We start from the raw sequence: 26380 nt of genomic DNA on the forward strand, positions 1-26380 counted from the left end.
TCGCCCTTGCCGAAGCCTGCGCGCCGCTGGTCCCCGCCGTCGGTCCCGCGCGATCCGGAGGATCGTGCCGCACCCGAATCGCCTGCCGCCTCGGCGGAGCGGCGGAAGCCGCGACGCTGGTCACCCGCGCCGGACTGCGGGCCGCCCCGCGAGTTCGCGCCGCGGGTGTCGTCGGTTCGGTATCCCGGCGTGCGGCGCTGATCACCCTGGGATCGGTCACTCGCCCGCGAGGTGCCCGAATCCCCGGTGGATGCGGAGCGGCGGAAGCCGCGGCGCTGGTCGCCGTCGCCGGACTGCGGGCGACCGCCGGTGCGCGAATCGCGGTCGCGGCCTTCTCCGTCCGGGCGGGTCACTCGACCACCGTGCCGGGCTCGAGGCGGGCGCCGCGGGCCCAGTCCAGGGCGGGCATCATGCGTTTGCCCTGGGGCTGGACCTGGGTGAGGCGGACCGCGGTGCTGGCGGTGCCGAGGTAGACGCCGGTCTTGCGGATGTCGATGGTGCCGACCGGGAGCGTCTCCTCCACCATTTCGACGGGACCGAGTTTGAGGCGTTTGCTGTCGATTTCGGTCCAGGCGCCGGGGGCGGGGGTGACCGCGCGAATCCGGCGGTCGATGGCGAGGGCGGGCTGGCTCCAGCGGATGCGGCCGGCCTCGGGATCCACCTTGGGGGCGTAGGAGATACCGTCCAGAGGCTGCGGAATCGCGTGCACGGTGCCGTCTTCCACGGCGTCGAGGGTGGATTCCAGCAGGACCGAACCGCTGTCGGCGAGCCGCTCCAGCAGCGAGCCCGCGGTGTCGGCGACGGCGATGCGCTCGGTCATGGTGCCGAAGACCGGACCGGTGTCGAGGCCCTTCTCGATGCGGAAGGTCGACGCGCCGGTGTACTCGTCACCGGCGAGGATGGCGGCCTGCACCGGTGCCGCGCCGCGCCAGGCGGGCAGCAGCGAGAAGTGCAGGTTGATCCAGCCGTGCCGGGGGATGTCGAGCACCGGCTCGGGCAGCAGCGCGCCGTAGGCCACCACCGGGCAGCAGTCGGGCGCCAAAGCCGTGAGCTGCTCGATGAATTCGGGCTCCGACGGCCGCTTGGGCGTGAACACGGGAATCCCGTGCTCGTCGGCCAGCCGCCCGATGGGCGAGCGGGTGATCTTGCGGCCGCGTCCGGCCACCGCGTCCGGCCGGGTCACCACCCCGACCACCTCGTGCCTGGAAGATTCGATGAGCCGCCGCAGCGACGGCACCGCCGGTTCGGGGGTTCCTGCGAAGACCAGACGCATATCAGCGACTCCGTTCCCGGTCACCGGCCGCCGCGCGACGCCCGCCACCGATCTCGGACGCCGGCAGCACCGTGACTCCCTGTGTGAACCAACCGGATTCCCGGATGGTACGCATGGCCTCCTTGCGCGAGGCCGACTCCAGGCGCTGCAGGAACAGCACCCCGTCGAGGTGGTCGGTCTCGTGCTGCACGCAGCGCGCCAGCAGCCCCTCGGCCCGGAATTCGACGGGCTTGCCGTCCATGTCGACACCGCGGGCCAGCACGGTCAGCGGGCGCGTCACGTCGAAGCGCACGCCCGGAATCGACAGGCAGCCCTCCGGTCCGGTCTGGGTCTCGTCGCCGATCACCTCGAAGACCGGGTTGATCAGATGCCCCTGCGCGTCGCCGGTGTCGTAGACGAATACCCGTAGCCCGACCCCGATCTGCGGGGCCGCCATGCCGACGCCCCCGCTCTCGTACATGGTGTCGATGAGGTCGGTCACCAGCTGGCGCACCTCCCGGTCGAACGTCTCGACCTCCGCCGCGCGGGCGCGCAGGATCGGATCGCCGAACAGGCGGACAGGCTGGATGGTCACGGGCAGCTCCCGATAGCGAACGAATACGGTCGTCTCATTTTACGGACGCCCGTGACCACCCTGATCAGGAATGCGCCGCCAACACGACATCGCTGATGCCGGTGCCCAGTGCGACCGGCACGCAGGCCGGTGTCACGGGGTGCGCGGGATCGAGCAGATTGACCACCAGCCGCTGCACGAACGGGTCGTACACCAGGTGGAAATGCCCGGTCAGGTCCTCCGCGCACTGCTCCTGCAGCACGATATTGGTGGCGCCCGCGCCATGCAGCGCGATGTTGGTGTTGGGCTGGATCATTTCATCGACGCGGCTGCCGATCGTCGTGTATTTCACACCGGGCACCGTGTCGCCGCCCGCGTTCAGGTCCTTGATGAACGGCGATCCGGCCGCCTGTTGAATGGCGGCGGTGGACGACCCCATCTCCACGAGCTTGTAGATGCCCGGCACCGCGTCGGCGATCGGCACCAGCCCGTACATGATCCCGCCGTAGCTCGGCGAGGCCAGGCCGATCCACTGGCCGACCTTCGGCGCGCCGCCGAGCTTGTTGATCCAGTACCGGGTCACGCTGGCGCCCTGCGAGAATCCGACCAGATCCACCTGGGTGGCCCCGGTCGCGGCGAGCACCTGATCGACGAAGGTGCCGATCTGCGCGGAGCTGGCCCACACGTCCTCGGTGCCGTAGGTGTCCTTGCCGGGTTTGCCGCCGTAGTTGAGGGCGAATACGCAGATCCCGGCCTGGGCCAGCAATGGGCTGATGCCCGACCAGTCGGAGTAGGCCGAGGAATCGGTGCCGTGTGCGAGCACCACCGGGCGCGGATGCTCCGCGGTCGGTTTGCAGCCGAAGTCGTTGGCGCCCTGGGGCGCCGCGTCCGGATGCTCCTTGAGATAGCGGGCCGCCGCCAGATGTTCGGTCTGCGGCGGCCCCTGTTGCGCCGGTACCTGAAGTACCGGAGTCACGGCCGGTTCGGCCTGTGCGTACGTCCCCGTCGGTGTGGCGGCCGTACCGATCACGGCGGCCGCCAGCGCCATCACCCCCACCGGTGCCACGCGGCGCAGTGCGCGGGTCCGGCTCCTCTGTTGTCCCATGTCACAAGATCGCATGGGGCGCTTTTGTCCCATGTCACGATCTTCGTCGGAATCAGCCCGAATGTTCCAGCGAGAAGCGGGGTTTCGAGGCCATTACTTTTCGGGTGTGTCGTCCTCGGCGAGGATCCGGTAGAGCGAGCGGCGCGCCTCGGTGAGCACCTCCGCCGCCTTGGCCGCCTGCTCCTGCGTGCCGACCGCGGCCACCTGGGCGACCGCGCCCATCAGCTGGCCGACCAGTCCGCGCAGGTCCAGGGCCTGATCGCCGACGCCGTCCTTGACGTCCTGCCAGGGATCGCCCAGCTCGGCGCGGTTGGCCTCGACGTACTCGACACCGGATTCGGTGAGCTTGGCCGTCTTTCGACCCGACACCTTCTCGATCAGCACCAGTCCCTCGTCCTCGAGCTGCGCGAGCGCGGGGTAGATGGAGCCCGGGCTGGGACGCCAGACATCCTGGCTGCGTTCGCGAATCTGCTGGATCAGCTCGTAGCCGTGCATGGGCCGCTCCTGCAGCAGCAGGAGGATGGCCGCGCGGACATCGCCGCGCCGGCCGCGCCCGCCCCGGCCGCGACCGCGGCCGAAGTGCGGACCGGGTCCGAAGCCGGGACCGAAGTCCGGGCCGAAACCACGACCGTGGCCGTGGCGGTGCGGGCCGAAGTCGCCGCGCGGGCCACGCGGGCCGCCGCGACGCATCCGCGGGTGTTCGGGGCCCTGCTGCTCTTCGGCGCGCAGTCGCCGCCAGGGGCCGCGGCCCCGTTCGATGTTGTCCATGTGTTCCATGGTCGTGCCTCCTTCAAGGCTCGTCGTTGTGTTTGTTGCTATCGACGATATATCGACAATCTATCCACAACAAGGGTGAGCCGAGACACAAACCGTCCGGTTTGGACTTAGGCGGTCAAGAGACCATGGGCGCGTACGGCCTCCCACAGCCCGGACGGACGATCCACCGTCGGTAGCGGGTCGACCAGGGCGAATGCGCAGCCGATAGCGGCCGCGCCACCGTCGGCCTCGGCGCTGTCACCGACCATGAGGGTGTTCGCAGGGGTCGCGCCGAGGTTGTCGAGGGCCGATTTGAAGATGCGCGCGTCGGGTTTGATCGCACCGACTTCGAAGGACAGCGCGTAATCGCCGATATATCGATCCCAGCCGCGATCGGCGAAGGCCGGGCGGATGTCGAACGCGATATTGCTGACGATGCCCACCCGCACGCCGCTCTCGTGCAGCGCGCGCAGCACCTCGCCGGTATCCGGATAAGGCGTCCAGCCGTCCGGATCGAGCAGCAGCTCGTAGACCTGCAGAGCCTGCGCGAGCGGAACACCGGTCTGCTCGAGCACCTCCAGATAGGCGCGGCGATGCAGCGCCGGATCGAGATCCCGGTTCTCCCAGGCGTATTGACCCTCGGCGTCGAACCGCACGATCTGCCCCACGGGCGCGGTGAGCCGACGCATGATCTCGGCGATCTCGTGGGTATCGAGCAGGCGACCGGCGGCGTCGGTGAGCTGTGCGTCGTGGAACGCGGACTCCTCGAACCGGAAAACCGTACCGGAGAAGTCGAACAGCACCGCGTCGATCGCCATCCCGCCACCCTACACAGGTGACCCCGCCGAGAAGGTCGCCGAATCCCGTACTTACAGAAGCAGACTCATCGTATCCAGCCCGCGCGCCACAGCAGATGTTCATGTGGTCACCGCGCAACCACACCGGGTCACCCGCGACACCGCGGCGACCGGTCAGCCCGCTCGCGGATTGCCCCGCCAGCCCGTGAGCCGAACCACCACTCCTCAACTTGTCTGAGGAATTTGCTACGGTGGACCCATGACGGATCCGGTGCTGAACGTGAGCGACGTGACGGTGGTGCGCGGCGGAAACCCCATCCTGCAAGGGGTTTCGCTCACGGTGCGCGCCGGTGAGCACTGGGCGCTACTGGGTCCCAACGGCGCGGGCAAGACCACCTTGCTGCGCATGCTCGGCGCGTTCGAGCATCCGACCCGGGGCAGCGTGGAGGTGCTCGGGGAGCGGCTGGGCCGGGTGGACATGCGCGCGCTGCGGGCCGGTATCGGCCATGTCGATCCGCGCCACACTCCGAGCGGCCCGCTCACGGTCCGCGACGTGGTGATCACCGGCGCGACCAACACCGCCGGGCTCATCCCCCGCTGGCACGCCACGCCCGCCCAGCTCGCCGAGGCCGACCGCCTGATCGACCTGCTCGGCCTGTCCCACCGCCGTGACGCCGACTGGCAGATCCTGTCCCAGGGCCAGCGCGGCCGCGCCCTGATCGCCCGCGCCCTCATGCCCAACCCGCGCCTGCTCCTGCTCGACGAACCCGCCACCGGCCTGGATCTGGCCGGGCGCGAACAACTCCTGGAACGCCTCGACCTGCTCCAGCGCGCCCACCCCGGCCTCGCCTCGGTCCTGGTCACCCACCATCTGGAAGAACTCCCGCCGGGCACCACCCACGCCATGCTCCTGCGCAACGGCCGCACGGTCGCCGCGGGCCCGGTCAGCGAGGTGATCACCACCGCCCACATCAGCGCCTGCTTCGACCACCCGGTCCGCATCCTCCGCGACGAGGGCCGCTGGTCCGTGAGACCCGCTCAGCCCCAACTGAACTGACCCGAACTCACCGCACCGCCCGGGCCCCGAACCGCACGACCGGCACCACACTCACGCATCCACATCCGGCGTGCGCGCCGGGCTTCACGAGATTGCACTCGACCAGCTGACCCGAGCCGCTCACCTGCCCGAATGGGCCTATCCGCCTCGCGGCGAGATGGGGGCACTCAGGTTGCGGGGACGAGGGAGTCGATCCAGCGTTCCAGGCGTGCGCCTTCGGCTTCCATCATCGCGGGGTCGCGGAAGGTGTTGGTGAGCAGGGAGATTCCCTGGTAGGCGGCCAGGAGGGCGACGGCCAGTTCATGGGAGTCGGTGCGGCCCATGGCGGCGAACTGGGTGTCGATCCAGTCCAAGAGGCCGCGCATGACGGCGGCCAGTTCACGGTCCAGGCCGTCGGCGCGTTTGTCGAGTTCGGTGGCGAGAGAGCCGGAGGGGCAACCGAATTGGGCGGCGAGGTCGCGCTGGTCGACCCAGCCGCGGACCAGGGCCTTCAGTCGTTCGGCGGGGGCATCGAAGAGCTCCAGGGCCGCGATGATCTCCTGGGCGGTACGGGCGTGGGCGCCGATCGCGGCCTGGACCAGCTGGTCTTTTGTCTTGAAGTAATAGTAGACATTGCCCACCGGCACCTCGGCGGCGCGCGCGATATCGGCGATGGTCGTCTTCTCGACGCCCTGTTCGTGGAAGACCTTGGCCGCCGCGTCCGCGAGCCGCTCCCGCTTCCCGGCCTTCGGGGTCGCCGCTCGCGGCGCTGAGTTAGTCATACAACTAACTATAGACAATGCCCGGTCACATGCCCTAAGGTTCGAGTTAGTCAGCCAACTAACTCAGGAGTGGACAGATGATCGTGGTAACCGGTGCGACCGGAAATGTCGGCAGCGCTCTCGTGCGGGAGCTCGCGGAGGCCGGCGAGAAGGTGGTCGCGGTGTCACGCGGCGAGAAGCCGGTGGATCTGCCCGAGGGCGCCGAGCACCGCCGCGCCGATATCGGGGAGCTGGACAGCCTCGCCGAGGCGGTGGCGGGTGCGCGGGCGTTGTTCCTGCTCATCACGGGCCCGCAGCTGGTGACGGGACCGGCGGCCGCCGAGGTGCTGGAAACCGTTGCGGCGTCGGGTGTCCGGCGAGTGGTGTTCCTGTCCTCGCAGGGCGCGGTGACGCGGCCGGGCAGCGACGGCTACGCCCGCACGCTGGAATTCGAGCAGGCGCTGGCCGCTTCGGATCTGGAGTGGACGGTGCTGCGGCCGGGCGGGTTCTTCAGCAATACCTTCGCCTGGATCGAGCCGGTGCGGGCCGAGCGGATGATTCCCGCGCCGTTCGGGGATGTCGGCCTGCCGCAGGTGGATCCGGCCGATATCGCGGCCATGGCCGCGGCGGCGCTGCGGGAGGACGGCCATGACCGGCAGGTCTACACGGTGACCGGCCCCGAGCTCGTCACCCCGCGCCAGCAGGCACGGGCGCTGGCGGCCGCACTGGGCGAGCCGCTGCGGTTCGCGGAGCTCACCCACGAGCAGGCCCGGGTGAACATGCTGCGGTTCATGCCGGAATCGGTCGCGGACCACACGCTCACCATCCTCGGCGAGCCGACGCCCGAGGAGCAGCTGGTCAGCGGCGATGTCGAGCGGGTGCTGGGCCGGCGGGCAACCGGATACGCCGAATGGGCGGCCCGCGTGGCTCCGGCCTTCCGGTGAATCTCGCCATTGAACATTTAGTACGCCATCGCTTATCGTAAGCGTATGCATACTAAATCGTTCTCGGACGGGACCGTGCTGATGCCGTGGAATCCCGGCCCGAATCACCAGCTCTCGGGCCCGGTCTTCGTCAGCGTCACCGATTTCCTCGCGAGTTCGGAGACGGAGTCGCGCGAGATCTATACGACCGGGCTGGAATTGGGGAAAACGTGGCCGGTCATGCAGGGTGCGATCGGCCTGTGGCTGTGGGGCAGGCCGACCGAGTTCCGCGGCGGCTCGATCTCGGTGTGGGAGTCGGAGCGGGATATGCGCCGGTTCGTGCGGTGGCCGGTGCACACCGCGATCGTGCGAGCCTGGCGCGGCCGGGTCGGCATCGGCGTCGACTCCTGGCAGGCCGAAAAGTTCGACGCCGACGCGATTCTGACCCGCGCCGGCGACACGATCGAAAGGCCGCACCGGCGCGCCGCCTAATCTTGTCCGCATGACAGACCGTCCGGACCTGGCAGCGATGATCGTCCCCCTGGGCCGCGCCCTCATGGCGGCGGAGCAACCGGTGCTCGCCGCACACGGACTCACCATGTGGGCGTACGTCGTGCTGCTGCATCTGGACGAGGGGCCGGCGCGGGGTCAGGGCGTGCTGGCGCAGGAGATCGGGGCGGACAAGACGCGCATCATCGCGGTGCTCGACGACCTGCAGGAGCGCGGCCTCATCGAACGCCACCCCGATCCGGCCGACCGCCGCGCCCGGCTGCTCGCCCTCACGCCCGAGGGCCGTCGCCTGCGTGATGCGGCGCAGGCCGGGATCCAGGCCCACGAGGATCACCTGCTGGGCAAGCTCCCCGCCGCCGATCGCCGCGGCTTCCTCAATGCCCTCATCACCCTCGCCGCCCTCCCCCGCGACGAAATCAGTGGCCCCTGACCAGGTTCAGCCGATGTCGATGGGGTCGATCTGGACGCGCAGGGGCGCGTCGGAGCGATGGGTGCTGCGGACGGCCTGAGCGGCGGTGAGGGCCCGGGAGAGAGCGGCGCCGGTGGCGCGGTCGGCGCGCAGGATCATGCGTTCGACCTCGGCGGGAGAGTCTCCGGAGGAGAACGGCTTTCGCGCACCCGGCGGCAGCGGCACCGGGCCCAGGATCTCCACACCGTCGGGGAGCTGTGCCTCGCCGAGCAATTCGGCGATGGAGTCCGGTGTGCCGTCGATGGCGGCGAAGCGGACCGCGGGCGGGAAGCGCACCTCGGTGCGCTGCTCGAGCTCGAAACCGGCGTGCCACACCGGGTCCCAGCGCACCAGCGCCTGCACGGTCGGGATCCCGGCGTCCGCCATGACGATGACCCGGCCGCCGGGGCGCACCAGCGCCGCGGCCGACATCCAGCGGCGCAGGGCATCTTCGGCGGCGCGGAGATCGGCGCGGCCGAGCAGGGCCCAGCCGTCGAGCAGCATGGCGACGGCGTAACCGCCGGTCACCCGGGGTTCCGCGCCGATGGTGGACACCACGACCTGCGGGCCTTCCGGCACGGTGTTCAGGATCGACGACCCGCCCGAACCTCGTACGGGCACACCGGGAAACGCGCGTCCCAGTTCTTCGGCCGTGCGCGACGCACCGATGACGACGGCCCGCAGCGCCCGCGATCCGCAGGCTCCGCAGCGGAAGGCCGCCTCGGTGATCCCGCACCAGCGGCAGGCCGGGCTCTGTGCCTCGGCCACCCCTTCCCGCCCGCTGCGCAGCGCGCCACGTGACGCGGGCGCGCTGTCCGGCAGCGCCAGTGGACCGTTGCAATGGCGGCAGCGTGCCGGGGTCCGGCACTTGGCGCAGGCGAGCGCCGGGATGTATCCGCGCCGCGGCACCTGAACCAGCACCGGCCCACCGGCTTTGATCGCCTTGCGCGCCTCGGTGAACGCCACGGCCGGAATGCGGATGGCCTGCGCGATCGGGTCCCGCTCCAATGCCGCGTCGGTGTCGCCGGGCGCGGTGATGCGCGGCATGGCCTGCCGCACCACGGCCCGATCCGCGAGCAGATCGTGCGCCCAGCCGGATTCGACGATCGCCTGCACCTCGGCCGTCCGCGAGAACCCGCCCGCCACGAACGCCGCCCCGGTCTCGTGCGCCCGCAACATGGCCACTTCCCGCGCATGCGGATACGGCGACCGCGGTTCGGCGAAGGTGTCGTCCCCGTCATCCCAGATGGCGATCAGCCCAAGGTCTTTCACCGGCGAGAACACGGCACTCCGCGTCCCCACGACAACCCGCGCCTTTCCCCGCAACACCCACAGCCACCGCCGATACCGCGCCGAGGGCCCCAACCCCGCCGCCAACCCCACCGCCGACTCCCCCACCAGCGCAACACATTCCCCCAGCACCCGATCCAGATCCCGCTGATCCGGCACCATGATCACCGCACTGCGCCCGCCACGCACGGTCACCGCCGCCAGCTCCGCCAGCCGCCGCGCCCAGTCCTCCCCCGGCAATGCCTGCCACCCCGCCCGCGGCCCGCGCCCTGCCGCCAGCGCGCCCAGGAACGAATGCCCGTGGACATACCGCCCCCACGCGGGGAACTCAGCGGCCGACGTCGGCGAAGCAGCAGTCACCGGCTGTTGCCCCGACTCGCCCGCCGGCACCGCGGCCGCTGAAGCCGTCGAGTGGTCGCCGGCTCCGTGCACAACCAGATCAGGCTGCGCAGCAACGGTTCCCGTCGAGCTTTCGGCGACGACCGCGCCCGCATCGACGGCCACAGGCATCGCCACCGAATCCCTGTCGGCGACAAGAGTCACCTCATCGGTGGCGGATACATCGCTGCCCTGAACCCGGGCAGTGTCCGTACCCTCGCCGTGCGCGGCGTCCCCGATGTCGCTTCCGCCTTCCGCGAGCGCCGACTCACCCGTCGACTCGGCACCTTGCGGGACGGGGTGTGCGGCAACGTCTTCAGCGATTCCGGACACGACGGAGATCGTCGCGTCACTCGGGTGCGCTGCGTTGGTGTGAATCTGCATGACTTCCGGCTGGGCCGAGTCATCGGCCGCCACAACAGGATCAGTGGACGGTGGGCTCTTCTTCGCAGTGCGTTTGGACTTTTCGGGCTTTTCGGGCTTTTCCACGCCCTCCGATTCGACCTTGGCGTGGCGGGGCGGGATGGCGAGGCGGAGGACGTCGGCGCGGGTGCCCGCGTATCGGGCGGCCACGGCCGTGACGAGTGCGAGGATCTCCGGGGTGAGGACGCGCTCGCCGGACACAACGCGTTCGAGGCGGACAAGTTTGCCGGTGTGATCGGACTTTTCGCGGCGTTCGAGGAGGTAGCCGTCGACGAGGCGGCCGGAGAAGCGGACGCGGACCCGGACGCCGGGCTGGGCGAGTTCGTCCATCTCGGGCGGGACCAGGTAGTCGAAATCCCGGTCCAGGTGGGCGGGTTCGAGCAGGGGCAGGACCCGCGCGATCGGGCGGAACTCGCCAACGCGCTCCACCCCCCTGCGCTTGGCGGGAGCGTCGGACTCGGAGGGGTTCTCCGTGCCCGACGCTCCCGTCGAGAGTGGTGGGGTGCCGCTCAATTACAGCCCGGCGGCCGCACGCAGCTTCTCCGCGCGGTCGGTGCGCTCCCACGGCAGATCGACGTCGGTGCGGCCGAAGTGGCCGTAGGCGGCGGTCGGCGCGTAGATCGGGCGCAGCAGGTCCAGGTCGCGGATGATCGCGCCGGGACGCAGGTCGAAGACCTGACCGATGGCGTCGGAGATCTTGATCGGGTCGATCAGCTCGGTGCCGAAGGTCTCGACGAACAGACCGACCGGGGCGGCCTTGCCGATGGCGTAGGCGACCTGGACCTCGACCCGCTCGGCCAGGCCGGCGGCGACGACATTCTTGGCGACCCAGCGCATGGCGTAGGCGGCCGAGCGGTCGACCTTCGACGGGTCCTTGCCCGAGAAGGCGCCGCCGCCGTGGCGGGCCATGCCGCCGTAGGTGTCGACGATGATCTTGCGGCCGGTCAGGCCCGCGTCACCCATGGGTCCACCGAGCACGAACTTGCCGGTCGGGTTGACCAGCAGGCGGACATCGGAGGTGTCCAGCGGGTTGGGCAGCTGGAGCTCGCCGAGCACCGCGTCGACGACCTTCTCGCGGATGTCCGGGGTGAGCAGGTTGTCCAGGTCGATGTCGGCCGCGTGCTGGGTCGAGATGACCACGGTGTCGAGGCGCTTGGGGATGGCGCCGTCGTACTCGATGGTGACCTGGGTCTTGCCGTCGGGACGCAGGTACGGCAGCACGCCGGACTTGCGGACCTCGGTCAGGCGGCGAGACAGCTTGTGCGCCAGCGAGATCGGCAGCGGCATCAGCTCGGGGGTCTCGATGGTGGCGTAGCCGAACATCAGGCCCTGGTCGCCCGCCCCCTGACGGGCGATCTCGTCGTCCTCGCCGCCCACGCGGGCCTCGTGCGAGGTGTCCACGCCCATGGCGATGTCCGGCGACTGGGCGCCGATGGCGACGTTCACACCGCAGGAGGCGCCGTCGAACCCCTTTGCCGAGGAGTCGTACCCGATCTCCAGGACCTTCTCGCGGACGATGGTCGGAATATCGGCGTAGGCCGTGGTGGTGACCTCACCGGCTACGTGTACCTGACCGGTGGTCACCAGGGTCTCCACCGCGACCCGGCTGCGCGGATCGGCCGCGAGCAACGCGTCGAGGATGGAATCGCTGATGGCATCACAGATCTTGTCGGGGTGACCCTCGGTCACCGACTCACTGGTGAATAGGCGGCTGCCAGACGTGCGCACAGTTGTTCCCTCTCCCTCAACGGGTTTCTCGTATCGGGTGGCGACAGTAGCGTCTCCGCTGCATCGCACAACCCTTTGTCTCAGGTTATTCCAATATGTTCGTCACAGGGGCGAGCCGCCCTCGTTAAGAACACATCGTGACTCAGACAGTCGCCGTTAATCTGCCGCCCCAGCGGGGGGCAGCGGCAAGTGCCCGAACCCTGCGGTGCCGAGGCTTCAGCGGAGCAAGGGGCCGAGTGCATCCAGCACCCGGCTGGCCAGCAGTGCCTTGGACCCGTGGTCCAGGGCGATCTCGGTGCCGTCGGCACCGAGCAACCAGCCGTCGTTGGTGTCGACCTCGAAGGCCTTCCCCTCCCCGACGGCATTCACGACCAGCAGGTCGCAGCCTTTACGGGCCAGTTTGGCCCGGGCGTGGGTGAGCACATCCGCGTGCTCGTCCCCGGTCTCGGCGGCGAAGCCGACGATCGCGGTGCCCGGTAGGTGCCCGTCGCGACGGGACTGCACCAACCCGGCCAGGATATCCGGTGTCTTGGCGAGCGCGATCGAATCCGGTTCTCCCGCACCCTTTTTGATCTTAGCCGCCGCCACGTTCACCGGACGGAAGTCGGCCACCGCCGCGGCCATGACGACCGCGTCCGCACCCAGCGAGTGCTTGTCGACGGCCACCTTCAGCTGTTCGGCGGTGGTCACGTGCACGACCTCGACCGCGGCCGGCGGCTCGAGCCCGATGGTATTGCCCGCGATCAGCGTCACCTGCGCACCGCGCTGGGCGGCCAGGCGGGCGATCGCGTAGCCCTGCTTGCCGGAACTCCGATTGCCCAGGAAACGCACCGGATCCAGCGGTTCCCGGGTGCCGCCCGCGGACACCACGACGCGGCGGCCCTCGAGGTCGCGCGGCAGGGCGTCGGCACGTTCGAGCAGCAGCCGGGCCAGACCGAAGATCTCCTCCGGCTCGGGCAGCCGGCCCGGGCCGGTGTCGGTGCCGGTCAGCCGGCCCGAGGCCGGTTCCATGACCACGGCGCCGTGCGCGCGCAGCGTCGCCACGTTCGCCCGGGTGGCCGGGTGCTCCCACATCTCGGTGTGCATGGCCGGGGCGAACAGGATCGGACAGCGCGCGGTCAGCAGCGTCGCGGTCAGCAGATCGTCGGCGCGGCCCTGCGCGGCGCGGGCCATGAGGTCCGCGGTGGCGGGGGCGATGACGACCAGGTCGGCCTCCTGGCCGAGGCGCACGTGCGGCACCTCGGGCACATCGGCGAAGACACCGGTGTGCACGGGGTGGCCGGACAGCGCCTCGAAGGTGGCCTTGCCGACGAATTGCAGCGCCGACTCGGTGGGAATGACACGAACCTCGTGCCCGGTTTCGGTGAACCGGCGCACGAGGTTGCAGCTCTTGTAGGCGGCGATACCGCCGCCGACTCCGACGACGATCCGGGTCACCGCGGGACTACTCCCCTTCGGAGTGCTCGAGCAGGTCGGCGTGGATCTCGCGCATCGCCACCGACAGCGGCTTCTCCTGCAGACCCGGCTCGACCAGCGGACCGACGTATTCGAGAATGCCGTCGCCGAGCTGGTTGTAGTAATCGTTGATCTGCCGCGCCCGCTTGGCCGCGTAGATGACCAGCGCGTACTTGGACGAAGTCCGCTCCAGCAGTTCGTCGATCGGCGGGTTGGTGAGGCCGACCGGAGTGTCGTAGGCGGGCGCGGTCTTGATGTCCGTACTCACTAGGAGGACTCCTGCGGGGTTGTTCGGAAGGGTGGAAGTCCGGCTCACTTCGAAGATGAGCCGGTAGTTCGGGGCCTATGACCCCGAATTTGTGCTAACGAACAACGATACCAACTGCTCACAGGCGCTGGTCACGTGGTCGTTCACGATGACGATGTCGAACTCGTCACATGCAGCCAATTCGGTGCGAGCGGTCTGCAGACGACGCTCGATCACCTCGGGCGATTCCGTCCCGCGCGAGGTCAGGCGGGACACCAGCTCGTCCCAGCTGGGTGGGGCCAGGAAGACCAGTTTGGCTTCCGGCATGGTCTTGCGGATCGAGCGCGCGCCCTCGAGGTCCACCTCGATCAGGACGTGATGTCCGGACGTGAGCGCTTCCCGCACGGGTGCGGCCGGGGTGCCCGACCGCTGCAGTCCACCATGGATGTCGGCCCATTCGAGCAGTTCGCCCGCCGCGATCATGGCGTCGAACTTCTCACGGGTGACGAATCGGTAGTCCCGGCCGTCGACCTCCCCGGGCCGCGGAGCCCGGGTGGTGGCCGACACACTGAATACCAATTCGGGCAGTCGTTCGCGCACGCAGCGCACGACGGTGGACTTACCGACGGCCGAGGGGCCGACCAGGACAACCAGTCGACCCTTCCGAGTGTGTTCGACCACCCTCGGATTATTCGGCGCTGAAGTCGAACCGGGCCAGCAGCGCCTTACGCTGCCGGTCGCCCAGTCCGCGCAGGCGGCGGGTGGGAGCGATCTCGAGCTCGCTCATGATCTCGGCCGCCTTGACCTTGCCGACCTTCGGCAGGGCCTCGAGCAGCGCCGAAACCTTCATCTTGCCGAGGACTTCGTCCTTCTCGGCGTCCGCAAGGACCGTCTTCAGATCGGTGCCACCACGCTTCAAGCGCTCCTTGAGCTCCGCCCGAGCGCGGCGAGCGGCAGCCGCCTTCTCCAAAGCAGCGGCGCGCTGCTCGTCAGTCAGCTGGGGAAGGGCCACGGTTCCTCCGTCTCATCGTTCATTGCTTGATCTACCTCCGGTAACCCGGTGGTCTCAGCGACCGTACCCACGACGCTTGCCGATTGCGAACCCACCCCCCAGGTCAGCGCGTGATTCGGGCCGCGACCGGGCCGGATGGGCAGCGGCGCGGGCAGTGCCGGACCGGCCCCCGCGGTCGGCTCGATACGGTCGCGAATAGCCTTGCAGCCAGGGCTTTTTCACGGACTTGACAGGGCCCGGGAGAGGTCGGACGGGCCCCGCGCGAAACCGTGACCGACCTGTAATCACGCGACCTGGATTTTTCTTGGATTTCTCGGCGTGTCGTTCGATTCAACACCGCGTGTCGCGTATCACCCGAGGCGCCGCGAACGGTGCCGAATCACGCAATTCCGACACCTTCCCTTGCAGGTCGGGCCGGTTCGGGGCGGCCCCGCCACCGTCGGAACGGCCCGTTTTCCACCCCTCACGCGGCCACTGACGGCTCAAACCTCCCGGCACCGAGAACTACGCCCGCCGCGGTGCGGCGGGCGCGAGAGAGGCGATACGGACAAGCGTTCGATCGGCTCGCCGGACGGGTTCGCCAACAGCGAACAAGATCGCGTCAGTCGTCGTACTGGCACAGCTCCACGAGCGTGCCCTCCGGAGCCCGCACATGCGCCACGCGCATGCCCCACGCGGGCTGTTCGGCGGGCTCGGCGGCGATCCGGGCGCCGCGCTCGCGCAGGCTCTCGACGGCCCGGTCGACATCGGCGACGCGCAAAACCACGACGACCGTGTCGATCTCGCCGCGCGGGCGGTGCGCGGTGCCGATCGCGGCGTCCATGTAGGCGCGGGTGAACAGCGCGAGATCCTGGCCGCCGAGCGTGAAGCAGGCGTAGGGGCCATCGTCGGATTCGGGGACGTCGCCGGGCACCTCCCGCTTCAGGGGCAGGCCCAGGACGTCGCGATAGAAGCGATAGCTGGACGCGAAATCGTCCACCAGGACGCGGGTTTGGCCGTAGGAGACGAGGCCGAGGCCGGCGTCGGACATGAGAAATCCCACCTTTCTACCGAGCAGTCGGGTTTCAGCCTAAGTGCTCCAGGGAAAGCTGCCGATCAGGCCCTCCGAGACGGAATCAGTTGCTCTCCATGGCGATTCGCAGGCCCAGCCCGACCATGAAGGTGCCCATGGCGGCGTCGAGGGCGCGGCGCACCCGGCGGCGGGTGAACACGTACCGCAGCGCGCCCACACCTACGGCCAGGATCACGAACCAGAACAGGTTGGCGATCGTGCACACGATGGCCAGTTCGAGGGTGCCCAGCGCGGAGGGATCGGCGGGCAGGAACTGCGGCACCAGTGCGATGAAGAACACGGCGCACTTGGGATTCAGCAGGTTGGTGAGCAGGCCCTGCCGGAAGGCGACCAGCGTGCCGCGACGGTTCGCGGCCGCATCGGGATCGGGCCGGTAGTCGCCGCGCCGCGCGGCCAGCAGCGCGCGAATGCCGATGTAGGCCAGGTAGATCGCGCCGACCAGCTTCACCACCGTGTACGCCTCGGCCGAGGCGGCCAGCAGCCCGGCCACGCCGATCGCGGTGACCAATGCCCACACGAACACGCCGACCGCGATGCCGCCCGCGCTGGCGACCCCGGCGCGACGGCCGGAGACCACCGAATTCCGCAGCACGATCAGGAAATCCGGCCCGGGCGACATGGAGCCGAGCACGATCACCCCGGCCAGCGTGAGAATCTCGGTGAGCGACAGCACTCGGCCAGCCTACGCTGCGGCCCGGTGCCGGTTCCGGCCCCGATTCAGGCGCCGGGCCAGAAGTCCTTCAGGCCGGGAGCCGCCTCCGCGCCCTGGCGCAGGCCCGCTTCGTAGGCGGGCTTCAGGGCGGCGGCGTTGAACAGGTCGGGGCCGTATGCGGCGATGGCGCCGGCGTCGGGGACGATGAATGCCGTTGCCGCACCGCCCAGCTCGCGATCGGTGGGGCTGTGCGGGAACAGGTGGGCCAGCGGTTCGATGATCAGCATGCGTTCGGCGCCGGCGGCCAGGTCGGCATTGATCGGCGAGCGCATGCCGCCGTCGAAGTAGTAGGCGCCGTCGATCGGGATGGGCGGGAAGACGCCGGGCACCGACGTGCTCGAGGCCAGCGCCTCGGGCAGGGTGGCCTTGCCATCGGGAGTCCACACCTGGAGTGCGCCGGTGGTGACGCTGATGGCGGTGATCCGCAGATCGCGCTGCGGCCAGGATGCGTTGCCGACGAACCCGCCGATGCGGGCGATATGGTCGGCCGGATCGCCGACCGCCATCTCCAGCGCGCGGACGCCGGCGCGTCGGCGCGCCTCATCGGGGTCCAGTCCGGGGGTGGCGAGGATGCCCAGGATCTCACCGAAACTGTTCGGGTCGAACCGGATCGGCGGCAGGTCGGAGTCCGGGGCGGGCCGCCGCAGCAGCAGGCTCAGGTCGACCTCGGCGGCGAGCGCCGCACCGACGACCGCACCGGCGGAGGTGCCGACGATCCGCTCGGCCAGGGCCGGGTCGATACCGGCCTCGCGCAGCGCGATGACCACGCCCGCCATCCAGCTCAGGCCGACCGCGCCACCCCCTCCGAGCACGAGCGCATGACGAATCTCGTTGGGCGGCACCGCGGCAGACATGCTGCCACTGTATCCGAGCGGAAGGAAACGGAGGGTCGTCCTCCGAAATCCGGCTCGGGCCTGAACGGGAATCGCCCCGGTCACGCTGGGGCGGTCGGGGCGATTCCGCGCCGGGTGGGGCGTCGCGGCGCTACCGTATTCAGTCCTGCAGGAACGCGAATTCCGCTGCGAGCTCGGCGACCCGCTGCTTCAGCGCGGTGACCGACGGCCCCGACTTGAGGACCTCGCGGGAGACGTTCGGCAGGACGGCGCCGAGGCCGCTCGCGGGGACCAGCTTGCGGATCGAGTCCGCTCCCCCGCCCTGCGCGCCGACGCCGGGCATGAGGATGGGGCCGTTGAGCGCGCTCAGGTCCGGAGCCGCGTCCAGGGTCGCACCGACCACCACACCGACGGAACCGAATTCGGCTCCGGCATTGACGGCCGCGGCGTCGTCGACCATGCGCTGGGCGATGCTGCGGCCGTCGGAGCCAGTGATGTTCTGCAGTTCCACCGCCTCCGGGTTGGAGGTGGCGGCCAGCACGAACACCCCGCGGTCATTGGCCGCGGCGAGGTCCAGAGCCGGTGCGAGGGAACCGAATCCGAGGTACGGGGAGACGGTGACCGCGTCCGTGCCGAGCGGGCCGTCGCCGAGCCAGGCGTGGGCGTAGGCGTCCATGGTGGAGCCGATATCGCCGCGCTTGGCGTCGGCCAGCACCAGGGTGCCCGCCGCCCGCAGTGCGGCAATCGTCTCCTCCAGCACCAGGATTCCGGCCGAACCGTAGGTCTCGAAGAACGCCACCTGCGGTTTGACCAGTGCCACCCGGCCCGCGAAGGCCCGCACGCAGGCGTCGGCGAACTTCGCCACGCCCGCGGCGTCCTCGCTCAGGCCCCAGGCCCGCAGCAGCGGCGGGTGCGGGTCGATGCCGACGCACAGCGGGCCGTGCTCGCGCATCGACTCCCGCAGCCGCGCACCGAAGGTCGTCATCCGCGCAGCACCGCGTGGAGTTCCTGCAGGGACCGCACGCCGATGCCGCCGCGAATGGTGGCCTCGATGCCCTGCACGGCCGCGGCCGCGCCCTGCACGGTGGTGATGCACGGGATGTTCGCGCCCACCGCCGCGGTGCGGATCTCGTAGCCGTCCACGCGCGGGCCGTTGTTGCCGTACGGGGTGTTGAACACGATGTCGACGTCGCCGTCCTTGATCATGTCCACGATGCTGGGCTGGTCGGCCACCTCGTCGGAGTGCTTGCGCACCTGATCGCAGGGAATGCCGTTGCGGCGCAGCATTTCCGCGGTGCCCTCGGTGGCGAGGATGCGGAAGCCCAGGTCGTGCAGGCGCTTGATCGGGAACACCATGGCGCGCTTGTCGCGGTTGGCGATGGACACGAACGCGGTGCCCTCGGTCGGCAGCGAACCGTAGGCGGCCGACTGCGACTTGGCGAACGCGGTGCCGAAGTCGGCGTCGATGCCCATGACCTCGCCGGTGGACTTCATCTCCGGGGAGAGCAGCGAATCCACGCCGGTGCCGTCGGGGCGGCGGAAGCGGTGGAACGGCAGCACGGCCTCCTTGACCGCGACCGGGGCGTCGATCGGCGCGTAGCCGCCGTCGCCCTCGGCCGGGAGCAGGCCCTCCTTGCGCAGCTCGGCGATGCTGGCGCCCAGCGCGATTCGCGCCGCGGCCTTGGCCAGCGGCACCGCGGTGGCCTTGGAGACGAACGGCACGGTGCGGCTGGCGCGCGGGTTGGCCTCGAGGACGTAGAGCACGTCGTCCTTGAGCGCGTACTGCACGTTCAGCAGGCCCTTCACGCCGATGCCCTTGGCGAGCGCGGCGGTGGAGCGGCGCACGGCCTCGATATCGCTGCGGCCCAGGGTGATCGGGGGCAGGGCGCACGCCGAGTCACCGGAGTGGATACCGGCCTCCTCGATGTGCTCCATGACGCCGCCCAGGTAGACCTCCTCGCCGTCGCACAGGGCGTCGACGTCGATCTCGATGGCGTCCTCCAGGAACCGGTCGACCAGCACCGGGTGGTCCGGGGTGATCTCGGTGGCGCGGGAGATGTAGTCCTCGAGGGACGTCTCGTCGTAGACGATCTCCATGCCGCGGCCGCCCAGCACGTAGGACGGGCGCACCAGCACCGGGTAGCCGATCTCGTTGGCGATCTTCTTGGCCTGCGGGAAGGTGGTGGCGGTGCCGTACTTGGGAGCCGGAAGACCGGCTGCCACCAGGACATCGCCGAACTCGCCGCGGTCCTCGGCCAGGTCGATGGCGGCGGCGGAGGTGCCGACCACGGGCACGCCCGCGTCGGTGAGGCGCTGGGCCAGGCTCAGCGGGGTCTGGCCGCCGAGCTGGCAGATGACGCCCGCGACGGTGCCGGACTCGGTCTCGGCGTGGTACACCTCGAGCACGTCCTCGAAGGTGAGCGGCTCGAAGTAGAGGCGGTCGGCGGTGTCGTAGTCGGTCGACACGGTCTCCGGGTTGCAGTTGACCATGATGGTCTCGAACCCGGCGGCCGACAGCGTCTGCGCGGCGTGCACACACGAGTAGTCGAACTCGATGCCCTGACCGATGCGGTTCGGACCCGAGCCGAGAATGATGACCTTCTCGCGTTCCTTCTGCGCCGCCACTTCGGATTCCGCGGCGGGATCCAGCTCGTAGGCCGAGTAGTGGTACGGGGTCTTGGCCTCGAACTCGGCCGCGCAGGTGTCGACGGTCTTGAACACCGGGCGGATGCCGAGGCGGTGACGCAGCTCGCGCACGCCGCCCTCACCGGCGAGTTCCGGTCGCAGCGAAGCGATCTGGCGATCGGAGAGGCCGTAGTGCTTGGCCGTGCGCAGCAGCGGCTCGTCCAGCACGGGGGCGTCGATGATCTCCTGGCGCAGCTCCACCAGGCCCGCGACCTCGGCCACGAACCATGGGTCGATGCCGGAGGCGGCGGCCACGTCCTCGATGCTCGCGCCCAGGCGCAGCGCCCGCTCCACCTGGTAGATGCGGCCCTCGGTCGGAACCTTCAGGTCGTCCAGGATGGCCTGCACGTCGGTCCACTCGCCGTCGGGCTGGGTCCAGAAGCCCGCGGCCTTGGTCTCGAGCGAGCGCAGCACCTTGCCCAGGGCCTCGGAGAAGTTGCGGCCCATGGACATCGCCTCGCCGACCGACTTCATGGTGGTGGTCAGCGTCGGGTCGGCGCCCGGGAACTTCTCGAAGGCGAAGCGCGGGGCCTTGACCACGACATAGTCGAGGGTCGGCTCGAAGCAGGCCGGGGTCTCGCCGGTGATGTCGTTGAGGATCTCGTCGAGGGTGTAGCCGATGGCCAGCTTGGCGGCGATCTTGGCGATCGGGAAACCCGTCGCCTTGGAGGCCAGCGCGGACGAGCGCGACACACGCGGGTTCATCTCGATGACGATCAGGCGGCCGTCGCTCGGGTCCACCGCGAACTGGATGTTGCAGCCGCCGGTGTCGACGCCGACCTCGCGCAGGATGGCGATGCCCAGATCGCGCATCTTCTGGTATTCGCGGTCGGTGAGGGTCATGGCCGGGGCGACGGTGACCGAGTCACCGGTGTGCACGCCCATCGGGTCCACGTTCTCGATCGAGCAGACGATGACGACATTGTCCTTGCCGTCGCGCATGAGCTCGAGCTCGAATTCCTTCCAGCCCAGGATCGATTCCTCGATGAGCACGTTCGCGGTGGGCGAGGCGGCCAGGCCGCCGCCGGCGATGCGATCGAGGTCGTCGTGGTTGTAGGCCATGCCCGAGCCCAGGCCGCCCATGGTGAACGACGGGCGTACGACCACCGGGAAGCCCAGTTCCGCAACGGTTTCGCGGACCTCGTCCATGGTGAAGCAGACCTTGGAGCGCGCCGACTCGCCGCCCACCTTGGCGACGATGTCCTTGAACTTCTGGCGGTCCTCACCACGCTGGATGGCCTCGAAGTCGGCGCCGATCAGCTCGACGTTGTACTTCTCCAGAATGCCGTTCTCGTGCAGGGCGACAGCGCAATTGAGCGCGGTCTGGCCGCCCAGGGTCGCCAGGATCGCGTCCGGGCGCTCCTTGGCGATGACCTTCTCGACGAATTCCCAGGTGATCGGCTCGACATAGGTCGAGTCGGCGAACTCCGGGTCGGTCATGATGGTCGCCGGGTTGGAGTTCACCAGCGACACGCGCAGGCCCTCGGACTTGAGGACGCGACACGCCTGGGTTCCCGAGTAGTCGAACTCGCAAGCCTGGCCGATGACGATCGGGCCCGAGCCGATCACCAGGATGTGGTTGAGATCGGTGCGGCGTGGCATCAGGCTCCTTCCATCAGCATGGCGAAACGGTCGAACAGGTAGGCGGCGTCGTGGGGTCCGGCCGCGGCCTCGGGGTGGTACTGGACGGAGAAGGCGCGGCCGCTCACCAGCTGCACGCCCTCGACGACACCGTCGTTGGCGCAGACGTGGCTGACCTCGGCCTTGCCGAATGGGGTGTCGAAGACCTCGCCGCGCTCGCCCTCCAGGGCGAAGCCGTGGTTCTGCGCGGTGATCGAGATGCGGCCCGAATGATGCTCGACGACCGGCACATTGATGCCGCGGTGGCCGAACTTCATCTTGTAGGTCTTGCGCCCGAAGGCGCGGCCCAGGATCTGGTTGCCGAAGCAGATGCCGAACAGCGGGATGTCCTCGCCCAGCACCTGCTGGGTGAGCGCCACCATGGCGTCCTGGGTGGCCGGGTCGCCCGGGCCGTTGGACAGGAACACACCGTTCGGGTTCAGTTCCTTGATCTGGTCGAAGGTGACGTCGGACGGCACCACGTGCACCCGCATGCCGCGCTGGGCGAACATGCGCGGGGTGTTGGACTTGATGCCCAGGTCCACCGCGACCACCGTGAAGCGGTGCTCGCCGATCGGGTCGACGGTGTACATCTCGTCGGTGGAGACCTCACCGGCCAGGTCGGCGCCCAGCATGGACTGCTGGCCGTTGACCTTGTCGAGCATGTCCTCGTATTCGGTGAGCGACTCACCGGAGAAGATGCCCGCCTTCATGGAACCGCGGGTGCGCAGGTGCCGCACCAGGGCCCGGGTGTCGATGCCCGCGATGCCGACGACGTTCTGGTTCTCCAGTTCGTCCTGCAGGGTGCGGGTGGCGCGCCAGTTGGAGGCGCGGCGCGCGGGGTCGCGCACGGCGTACCCTGCGACCCAGATCCTCGAGGACTCGTCGTCCTCGTCGTTCCAGCCGGTGTTGCCGATCTGCGGCGCGGTGGCCACCACGATCTGGCGGTCGTAGCTGGGGTCGGTGAGGGTCTCCTGGTAGCCCGTCATGGCGGTACAGAACACCGCCTCACCCAATGTCTGCCCGACGGCGCCGAAGGTCGTCCCGCGGAACACGCGGCCGTCCTCGAGCACCATCACGGCGGTGTTTCCGCTGCTCATGCCTCGTCTCCCGTCTTCGTAGCTGCTGCGGTCCATGCCGGGTACACCGCTTTGTCATCACCGCGGAAACCGGTATCCACCTCGGTTCCGGTCGGCAATGTCCAGCGAATCACCAGCACACCGTCTTCCGTCATTACCTTGCCCGCGTGCCCGCGCTCGGCGCGCACCGCGGTAATGGATTCCTGGGGAATCCAGATCGCCGCCGCGCCGTCCCGCTCCAGCAGGATGCCGCGCTCGAACCGGGTCAGTTCCGCCGTGGCGCGGAAACCCAGGTCGCCCACCGTGATTCGCTGAATCCAGCTGGGGGCGAGGGTGCTGCCGAGGTAGAGCCCCGTGGTCGGCTCCAGCAGCTGCGCGCCGCAGTCGGCGGGCACCGGCGGCAGGTCGCCGATCGCCGAAGCCTGCTTCTCGGCCCGCCGGGTCCACGCCCGGTACATCAGCCACAGGCACAGCGCGAACAGCACCAGCAAAACCAGTACCTGCAGTGTGCGCTCCATTACGGTCCTCCGTGTCCTGTTGGGATGAGCGAGGGGACCTGCGTGGTTACGCAAGCTGCCGCCTCCGGCCCCTGAGCGCTCATCCCGTGGTTCCCCACCCGCCGCTAACCGGCGACGATCTTGCCGTCCCGGGCGGTGAGCCGGCCGCGCAGGAAGGTGGCGGTCACCTTCGCGGGCAGGGTCATCGCCTGGAAGGGCGTGTTGCGGGCGATCGAGGCGAGTTCGTCCGCCTCCACCGTCCATTCGGCGGCCGGGTCGATCAGCACCAGGTTGGCGGGTTCGCCGACCGCGAGCGGCCGGCCCTGATCGTCCAGGCCCACGATCCGCGCCGGGTTCTCGCTCATCACCTGCGCGACACCGCGCCAGTCGAGCAGTCCGGGCTCGACCATGGTCTCCACGATGATCGACAGCGCCGTCTCCAGGCCCAGCATGCCGGGACGGGCGGCCGCGAACTCGCAGCACTTGTCCTGGTCGGCGTGCGGGGCGTGGTCGGTGGCGACGCAGTCGATGACGCCCTCGGCGAGGGCCTGTCGCAGCGCGGCCACATCGGAGGTCTCGCGCAGCGGCGGGTTCACCCGGTTCACCGCGTCGTAGGTCTCCAGGCGCGAGTCGTCGAGCAGCAGGTGGTGCGGGGTCACCTCGGCGGTGATCGAAATGCCCTGGGCCTTGGCCCATTTCAGCAGTTCGACGGTGCCGGCGGTGGAAGCGTGGCAGATGTGCACGCGGGCGCCGGCATCGCGGGCCAGCAGCGCGTCGCGGGCCACGATGGACTCCTCGGCGGCGCGCGGCCAGCCGGCCAGGCCCAGGCGGGAGGCGGTCGGACCCTCGTGCGCGACCGCGCCCTTGGTCAGACGCGGCTCCTCGGCGTGCTGGGCGATGAGCACGCCCAGCGAGTTCGCGTATTCGAGGGCGCGGCGCATGATCAGCGGGTCGTAGACGCAGTGACCGTCGTCGGAGAACATGCGCACCCCGCCGACTCCGGCGGCCATGGTGCCCATTTCGGCGAGCTGCTTGCCTTCGAGCCCGACGGTGACCGCGCCCACCGGGTGCACGTCGACCAGGCCGACCTCCTGGCCGCGCTTCCACACGTGGTCGGTGATGACCGCGGTGTCGGCGACCGGGCTGGTGTTGGCCATGGCGAACACGGCGGTGTAACCGCCCAGAGCCGCTGCGGCGGAACCGGATTCGATGGTCTCGGTGTCCTCGCGGCCCGGCTCGCGCAGGTGCGTGTGCAGGTCGATGAAGCCGGGCAGCAGGAACTGACCCTTGCCCTCGACGATCTCCGCGTCGGGTGCGTTCAGGCCCGCGCCGATCTCGCGGATCTCACCGTCGGCCAGCAGCACGTCGACCGCGTCACCCTCGCCGTACAGACGGACATTCTTGATCAGGACGCTCATGCTGTCTCCTTTCCGCGCGATCGGGGGCCCTCCGTGGTTACGCAGGCAAGCACGGGGAGGAGGAGCGACGCCTCCGGGCCTGACCCGATCACGCGACCACCTCGTCGGTTCCGACCAGCAGGCGGAACAGCACCGCCATCCGCATATGGACTCCGTTGTTGACCTGTTGCAGCACAGCCGCTTTCGGGGAATCGGCCACGGAGAAGCCGATCTCCATGCCGCGCAGCATGGGTCCGGGGTGCAGCACCACCGCGTGCTCGTCGAGCATCTTCATGCGGCGCTCGTTGAGGCCGTACCGGATCGAGTACTCGCGCGCCGACGGGAAGAAGCCGCCGTTCATGCGCTCGGCCTGCACGCGCAGCATCATGACCGCGTCCGCGCCCGGCAGCTCGGCGTCGAGGGAATCCGAGACCCGCACCGGCCAGGCTTCCACGCCCACCGGCAGCAGCGTGCGCGGCGCGACCAGCACGACCTCCGCACCGAGCGTGTCGAGCAGGAACGCATTCGAGCGCGCGACCCGGCTGTGCAGGATGTCGCCGACCAGCACGACCCGCTTGCCCTCCAGGTCACCGAGGCGCTGGCGCAGGGTCAGCGCGTCGAGCAGCGCCTGGGTCGGGTGCTCGTGCGTGCCGTCACCGGCATTGATGATCGCGGGGCCGGGACCGGCGTAACCGCTTGCGGCCTCGTTCATCTCGGCGAACCAGCGCGCGATCTGATGGGCCGCGCCCGACGCCGGGTGCCGCACGATGAGCGCGTCCGCGCCCGCCGCGTGCAGGGTCAGCGCGGTGTCGCGGAGTGACTCGCCCTTGGACACCGAGGAACTCGACGCGCTGACATTGATGACGTCGGCGCTCATCCACTTGCCCGCGACCTCGAAGGACACGCGGGTGCGGGTGGAGTTCTCGAAGAACACGGTCATGACCGTGCGCCCGCGCAGCGTCGGCAGCTTCTTGACCTCCCGGCCCAGCAGCGCCTGCTCGAACCGCTCGGCCTCGTCGAGCAGGCCGGTGGCGGCGTCCCGGTCCAGGTCGGTGACCGACAGCAGGTGCTTCACTGGTTGTCACCTTCCTGACGCAGGTAGACACCGTCACGTCCGTCGTGCTCGCGCAGCAGCACCGAGATGTCCTCGGTGCGGGCGGTGGGAACGTTCTTGCCGACGTAGTCGGCGCGGATGGGGAGTTCGCGGTGGCCGCGATCGATGAGCACCGCCAGCTGCACCGCGCGGGGGCGGCCCAGATCGCGCAGGCCGTCCAGCGCGGAGCGCACGGTGCGGCCGGAGAACAGCACATCGTCGACCAGCACCACCAGCGCGTCCTCGATCCCGCCCTCGGGCACCGAGGTGCGCTCGAGCGGACGGTGCGGCTTGGAGCGCAGGTCGTCGCGGTACAGCGTGATGTCCAGGGAGCCGATCGCGGGGCGGACGCCGGAGAATTCCTCGATCCGGCCGGCCAGGCGATGGGCGAGAGTGGTTCCGCGGGTGGGGATTCCGATCAGCACCACACGAGCAACCTCGGGGTCGCCGGAGTCCAGAGCCGTCTTCTCGATGATCTGGTGCGCCATGCGCGCGATGGTCCGGCCCACATCCGAATCCGAGAGCAACTCGCGTCCGGTCTCGACCCGGTCCGGGTCGTGCCGCTGCGAGAACTCGGCAGCGCTCGACTTGGCAGCCCGGTCTTCGGGCACAGCCATGCCGACCTCCTTCCCCGCCTCACGGGACGGTCCGTTAAAGGATGTCTTTCGAGCGGTCACCCTACCAGCGCGCTTACCCG

The 26380-nt window shown here is 69.6% G+C and carries 26 protein-coding genes; 4 read left to right on the plus strand and 22 right to left on the minus strand.

All coding sequences use genetic code 11. From position 1 onward, the window contains the following. Window positions 1–349 precede the first annotated feature (349 nt). The 5 genes from fmt to ACWEKS_RS11675 all read right to left on the minus strand — a co-directional run bounded on the left by fmt (window position 350) and on the right by ACWEKS_RS11675 (window position 4505). Window positions 350–1273: a methionyl-tRNA formyltransferase gene (gene fmt, locus ACWEKS_RS11655; RefSeq protein ID WP_452340012.1), complete on the minus strand. Its 924-nt coding sequence runs from the start codon at window positions 1271–1273 to the stop codon at window positions 350–352. Window position 1274: 1 nt separating this feature from the next. Then, on the minus strand, window positions 1275–1847 hold the full coding sequence (gene def / locus ACWEKS_RS11660) for a peptide deformylase (RefSeq protein ID WP_379440082.1): 573 nt from the start codon (window positions 1845–1847) through the stop codon (window positions 1275–1277). A 64-nt stretch (window positions 1848–1911) separates the two neighbouring features. Beyond that, window positions 1912–2931 carry an esterase/lipase family protein gene (locus ACWEKS_RS11665; protein WP_379468822.1) on the minus strand — a complete coding sequence of 340 codons (1020 nt, stop codon included), beginning with the start codon at window positions 2929–2931 and terminating at the stop codon, window positions 1912–1914. Window positions 2932–3024: 93 nt separating this feature from the next. Beyond that, window positions 3025–3621 carry a PadR family transcriptional regulator gene (locus ACWEKS_RS11670; protein ID WP_364613099.1) on the minus strand — a complete coding sequence of 199 codons (597 nt, stop codon included), beginning with the start codon at window positions 3619–3621 and terminating at the stop codon, window positions 3025–3027. Window positions 3622–3815: 194 nt separating this feature from the next. Then, on the minus strand, window positions 3816–4505 hold the full coding sequence (locus ACWEKS_RS11675) for an HAD family hydrolase (RefSeq protein ID WP_452340013.1): 690 nt from the start codon (window positions 4503–4505) through the stop codon (window positions 3816–3818). A gap of 238 nt (window positions 4506–4743) precedes the next feature. Between ACWEKS_RS11675 and ACWEKS_RS11680 the strand changes: the two genes are divergently transcribed. Further along, the gene (locus ACWEKS_RS11680) at window positions 4744–5541 is read left to right on the plus strand and encodes an ABC transporter ATP-binding protein (protein WP_452340014.1); all 798 of its coding nucleotides are present in this window, start codon (window positions 4744–4746) and stop codon (window positions 5539–5541) included. Between the two features lie 167 nt (window positions 5542–5708). Here the strand turns inward: ACWEKS_RS11680 and ACWEKS_RS11685 are convergent, their stop codons facing one another. Continuing rightward, complete coding sequence (locus ACWEKS_RS11685; RefSeq protein WP_452340015.1) at window positions 5709–6302, minus strand: TetR/AcrR family transcriptional regulator; 594 nt, start codon at window positions 6300–6302, stop codon at window positions 5709–5711. Between the two features lie 77 nt (window positions 6303–6379). Here ACWEKS_RS11685 and ACWEKS_RS11690 point away from each other — a divergent pair, with 77 nt between their 5' ends. From ACWEKS_RS11690 to ACWEKS_RS11700, 3 genes are read left to right on the plus strand one after another with little or no spacing between them, the layout of a single operon-like run. Continuing rightward, a complete protein-coding gene (locus ACWEKS_RS11690; RefSeq protein ID WP_452340016.1) occupies window positions 6380–7225 on the plus strand; it encodes an SDR family oxidoreductase in 846 nt (281 codons plus the stop codon). Between the two features lie 45 nt (window positions 7226–7270). Then, window positions 7271–7696, plus strand: coding sequence for a hypothetical protein (locus tag ACWEKS_RS11695; RefSeq protein ID WP_452340017.1), 426 nt, complete (start codon window positions 7271–7273; stop codon window positions 7694–7696). Between the two features lie 10 nt (window positions 7697–7706). Then, complete coding sequence (locus ACWEKS_RS11700) at window positions 7707–8144, plus strand: MarR family winged helix-turn-helix transcriptional regulator (RefSeq protein ID WP_452340018.1); 438 nt, start codon at window positions 7707–7709, stop codon at window positions 8142–8144. A 6-nt stretch (window positions 8145–8150) separates the two neighbouring features. On the opposite strand, the gene ACWEKS_RS11705 is transcribed toward ACWEKS_RS11700, so the two are convergent. From ACWEKS_RS11705 to pyrR, 16 genes are all read right to left on the minus strand, one after another. Then, window positions 8151–10682: a primosomal protein N' gene (locus tag ACWEKS_RS11705; protein ID WP_452340019.1), complete on the minus strand. Its 2532-nt coding sequence runs from the start codon at window positions 10680–10682 to the stop codon at window positions 8151–8153. A gap of 84 nt (window positions 10683–10766) precedes the next feature. Then, window positions 10767–11981, minus strand: coding sequence for a methionine adenosyltransferase (metK, locus tag ACWEKS_RS11710; RefSeq protein ID WP_364612503.1), 1215 nt, complete (start codon window positions 11979–11981; stop codon window positions 10767–10769). 216 nt (window positions 11982–12197) lie between these two features. Next, window positions 12198–13418 carry a bifunctional phosphopantothenoylcysteine decarboxylase/phosphopantothenate--cysteine ligase CoaBC gene (coaBC, locus tag ACWEKS_RS11715; protein WP_354837421.1) on the minus strand — a complete coding sequence of 407 codons (1221 nt, stop codon included), beginning with the start codon at window positions 13416–13418 and terminating at the stop codon, window positions 12198–12200. A 7-nt stretch (window positions 13419–13425) separates the two neighbouring features. Then, on the minus strand, window positions 13426–13704 hold the full coding sequence (rpoZ, locus tag ACWEKS_RS11720; protein ID WP_067713345.1) for a DNA-directed RNA polymerase subunit omega: 279 nt from the start codon (window positions 13702–13704) through the stop codon (window positions 13426–13428). A gap of 75 nt (window positions 13705–13779) precedes the next feature. After that, on the minus strand, window positions 13780–14364 hold the full coding sequence (gene gmk, locus ACWEKS_RS11725; RefSeq protein WP_364612498.1) for a guanylate kinase: 585 nt from the start codon (window positions 14362–14364) through the stop codon (window positions 13780–13782). Window positions 14365–14371: 7 nt separating this feature from the next. Continuing rightward, window positions 14372–14695: an integration host factor, actinobacterial type gene (mihF, locus tag ACWEKS_RS11730; protein ID WP_033086940.1), complete on the minus strand. Its 324-nt coding sequence runs from the start codon at window positions 14693–14695 to the stop codon at window positions 14372–14374. Window positions 14696–15296: 601 nt separating this feature from the next. Beyond that, a complete protein-coding gene (locus ACWEKS_RS11735) occupies window positions 15297–15725 on the minus strand; it encodes a VOC family protein (protein ID WP_452340020.1) in 429 nt (142 codons plus the stop codon). An 85-nt stretch (window positions 15726–15810) separates the two neighbouring features. Then, the gene (locus tag ACWEKS_RS11740) at window positions 15811–16440 is read right to left on the minus strand and encodes a LysE family translocator (protein ID WP_452340021.1); all 630 of its coding nucleotides are present in this window, start codon (window positions 16438–16440) and stop codon (window positions 15811–15813) included. A gap of 44 nt (window positions 16441–16484) precedes the next feature. Next, a complete protein-coding gene (locus ACWEKS_RS11745) occupies window positions 16485–17333 on the minus strand; it encodes a patatin-like phospholipase family protein (RefSeq protein ID WP_452340022.1) in 849 nt (282 codons plus the stop codon). A 139-nt stretch (window positions 17334–17472) separates the two neighbouring features. Then, complete coding sequence (gene pyrF / locus ACWEKS_RS11750) at window positions 17473–18297, minus strand: orotidine-5'-phosphate decarboxylase (RefSeq protein ID WP_452340023.1); 825 nt, start codon at window positions 18295–18297, stop codon at window positions 17473–17475. Next, window positions 18294–21599, minus strand: coding sequence for a carbamoyl-phosphate synthase large subunit (gene carB / locus ACWEKS_RS11755; protein ID WP_452340024.1), 3306 nt, complete (start codon window positions 21597–21599; stop codon window positions 18294–18296). Before carB ends, pyrF begins: the two co-directional genes overlap by 4 nt. Then, the gene (gene carA / locus ACWEKS_RS11760; protein ID WP_452340025.1) at window positions 21599–22717 is read right to left on the minus strand and encodes a glutamine-hydrolyzing carbamoyl-phosphate synthase small subunit; all 1119 of its coding nucleotides are present in this window, start codon (window positions 22715–22717) and stop codon (window positions 21599–21601) included. Before carA ends, carB begins: the two co-directional genes overlap by 1 nt. Then, on the minus strand, window positions 22714–23214 hold the full coding sequence (locus ACWEKS_RS11765; RefSeq protein ID WP_379468809.1) for a PH-like domain-containing protein: 501 nt from the start codon (window positions 23212–23214) through the stop codon (window positions 22714–22716). Before ACWEKS_RS11765 ends, carA begins: the two co-directional genes overlap by 4 nt. 104 nt (window positions 23215–23318) lie before the next feature. Then, complete coding sequence (locus ACWEKS_RS11770) at window positions 23319–24611, minus strand: dihydroorotase (protein ID WP_452340026.1); 1293 nt, start codon at window positions 24609–24611, stop codon at window positions 23319–23321. Window positions 24612–24699: 88 nt separating this feature from the next. Continuing rightward, on the minus strand, window positions 24700–25665 hold the full coding sequence (locus tag ACWEKS_RS11775; protein ID WP_452340027.1) for an aspartate carbamoyltransferase catalytic subunit: 966 nt from the start codon (window positions 25663–25665) through the stop codon (window positions 24700–24702). Next, complete coding sequence (pyrR, locus tag ACWEKS_RS11780; RefSeq protein ID WP_452340028.1) at window positions 25662–26300, minus strand: bifunctional pyr operon transcriptional regulator/uracil phosphoribosyltransferase PyrR; 639 nt, start codon at window positions 26298–26300, stop codon at window positions 25662–25664. The genes ACWEKS_RS11775 and pyrR overlap by 4 nt, the downstream gene beginning before the upstream one ends. Window positions 26301–26380 lie beyond the last annotated feature (80 nt).

The sequence above is a fragment of the Nocardia sp. NPDC004711 genome (assembly GCF_053601595.1).

Coding starts and splice junctions, on each gene's coding strand:
- fmt (WP_452340012.1), bottom strand. CDS start 1,273: ATGCGTCTGGTCTTCGCAGGAACCCCCGAACCGGCGGTGCCGTCGCTG.
- ACWEKS_RS11665 (WP_379468822.1), bottom strand. CDS start 2,931: ATGGGACAACAGAGGAGCCGGACCCGCGCACTGCGCCGCGTGGCACCG.
- ACWEKS_RS11670 (WP_364613099.1), bottom strand. CDS start 3,621: ATGCGTCGCGGCGGCCCGCGTGGCCCGCGCGGCGACTTCGGCCCGCAC.
- ACWEKS_RS11675 (WP_452340013.1), bottom strand. CDS start 4,505: ATGGCGATCGACGCGGTGCTGTTCGACTTCTCCGGTACGGTTTTCCGG.
- ACWEKS_RS11680 (WP_452340014.1), top strand. CDS start 4,744: ATGACGGATCCGGTGCTGAACGTGAGCGACGTGACGGTGGTGCGCGGC.
- ACWEKS_RS11685 (WP_452340015.1), bottom strand. CDS start 6,302: ATGACTAACTCAGCGCCGCGAGCGGCGACCCCGAAGGCCGGGAAGCGG.
- ACWEKS_RS11690 (WP_452340016.1), top strand. CDS start 6,380: ATGATCGTGGTAACCGGTGCGACCGGAAATGTCGGCAGCGCTCTCGTG.
- ACWEKS_RS11695 (WP_452340017.1), top strand. CDS start 7,271: ATGCATACTAAATCGTTCTCGGACGGGACCGTGCTGATGCCGTGGAAT.
- ACWEKS_RS11700 (WP_452340018.1), top strand. CDS start 7,707: ATGACAGACCGTCCGGACCTGGCAGCGATGATCGTCCCCCTGGGCCGC.
- ACWEKS_RS11735 (WP_452340020.1), bottom strand. CDS start 15,725: ATGTCCGACGCCGGCCTCGGCCTCGTCTCCTACGGCCAAACCCGCGTC.
- ACWEKS_RS11745 (WP_452340022.1), bottom strand. CDS start 17,333: ATGTCTGCCGCGGTGCCGCCCAACGAGATTCGTCATGCGCTCGTGCTC.
- pyrF (WP_452340023.1), bottom strand. CDS start 18,297: ATGACGACCTTCGGTGCGCGGCTGCGGGAGTCGATGCGCGAGCACGGC.
- carB (WP_452340024.1), bottom strand. CDS start 21,599: ATGCCACGCCGCACCGATCTCAACCACATCCTGGTGATCGGCTCGGGC.
- carA (WP_452340025.1), bottom strand. CDS start 22,717: ATGAGCAGCGGAAACACCGCCGTGATGGTGCTCGAGGACGGCCGCGTG.
- ACWEKS_RS11765 (WP_379468809.1), bottom strand. CDS start 23,214: ATGGAGCGCACACTGCAGGTACTGGTTTTGCTGGTGCTGTTCGCGCTG.
- ACWEKS_RS11770 (WP_452340026.1), bottom strand. CDS start 24,611: ATGAGCGTCCTGATCAAGAATGTCCGTCTGTACGGCGAGGGTGACGCG.
- pyrR (WP_452340028.1), bottom strand. CDS start 26,300: ATGGCTGTGCCCGAAGACCGGGCTGCCAAGTCGAGCGCTGCCGAGTTC.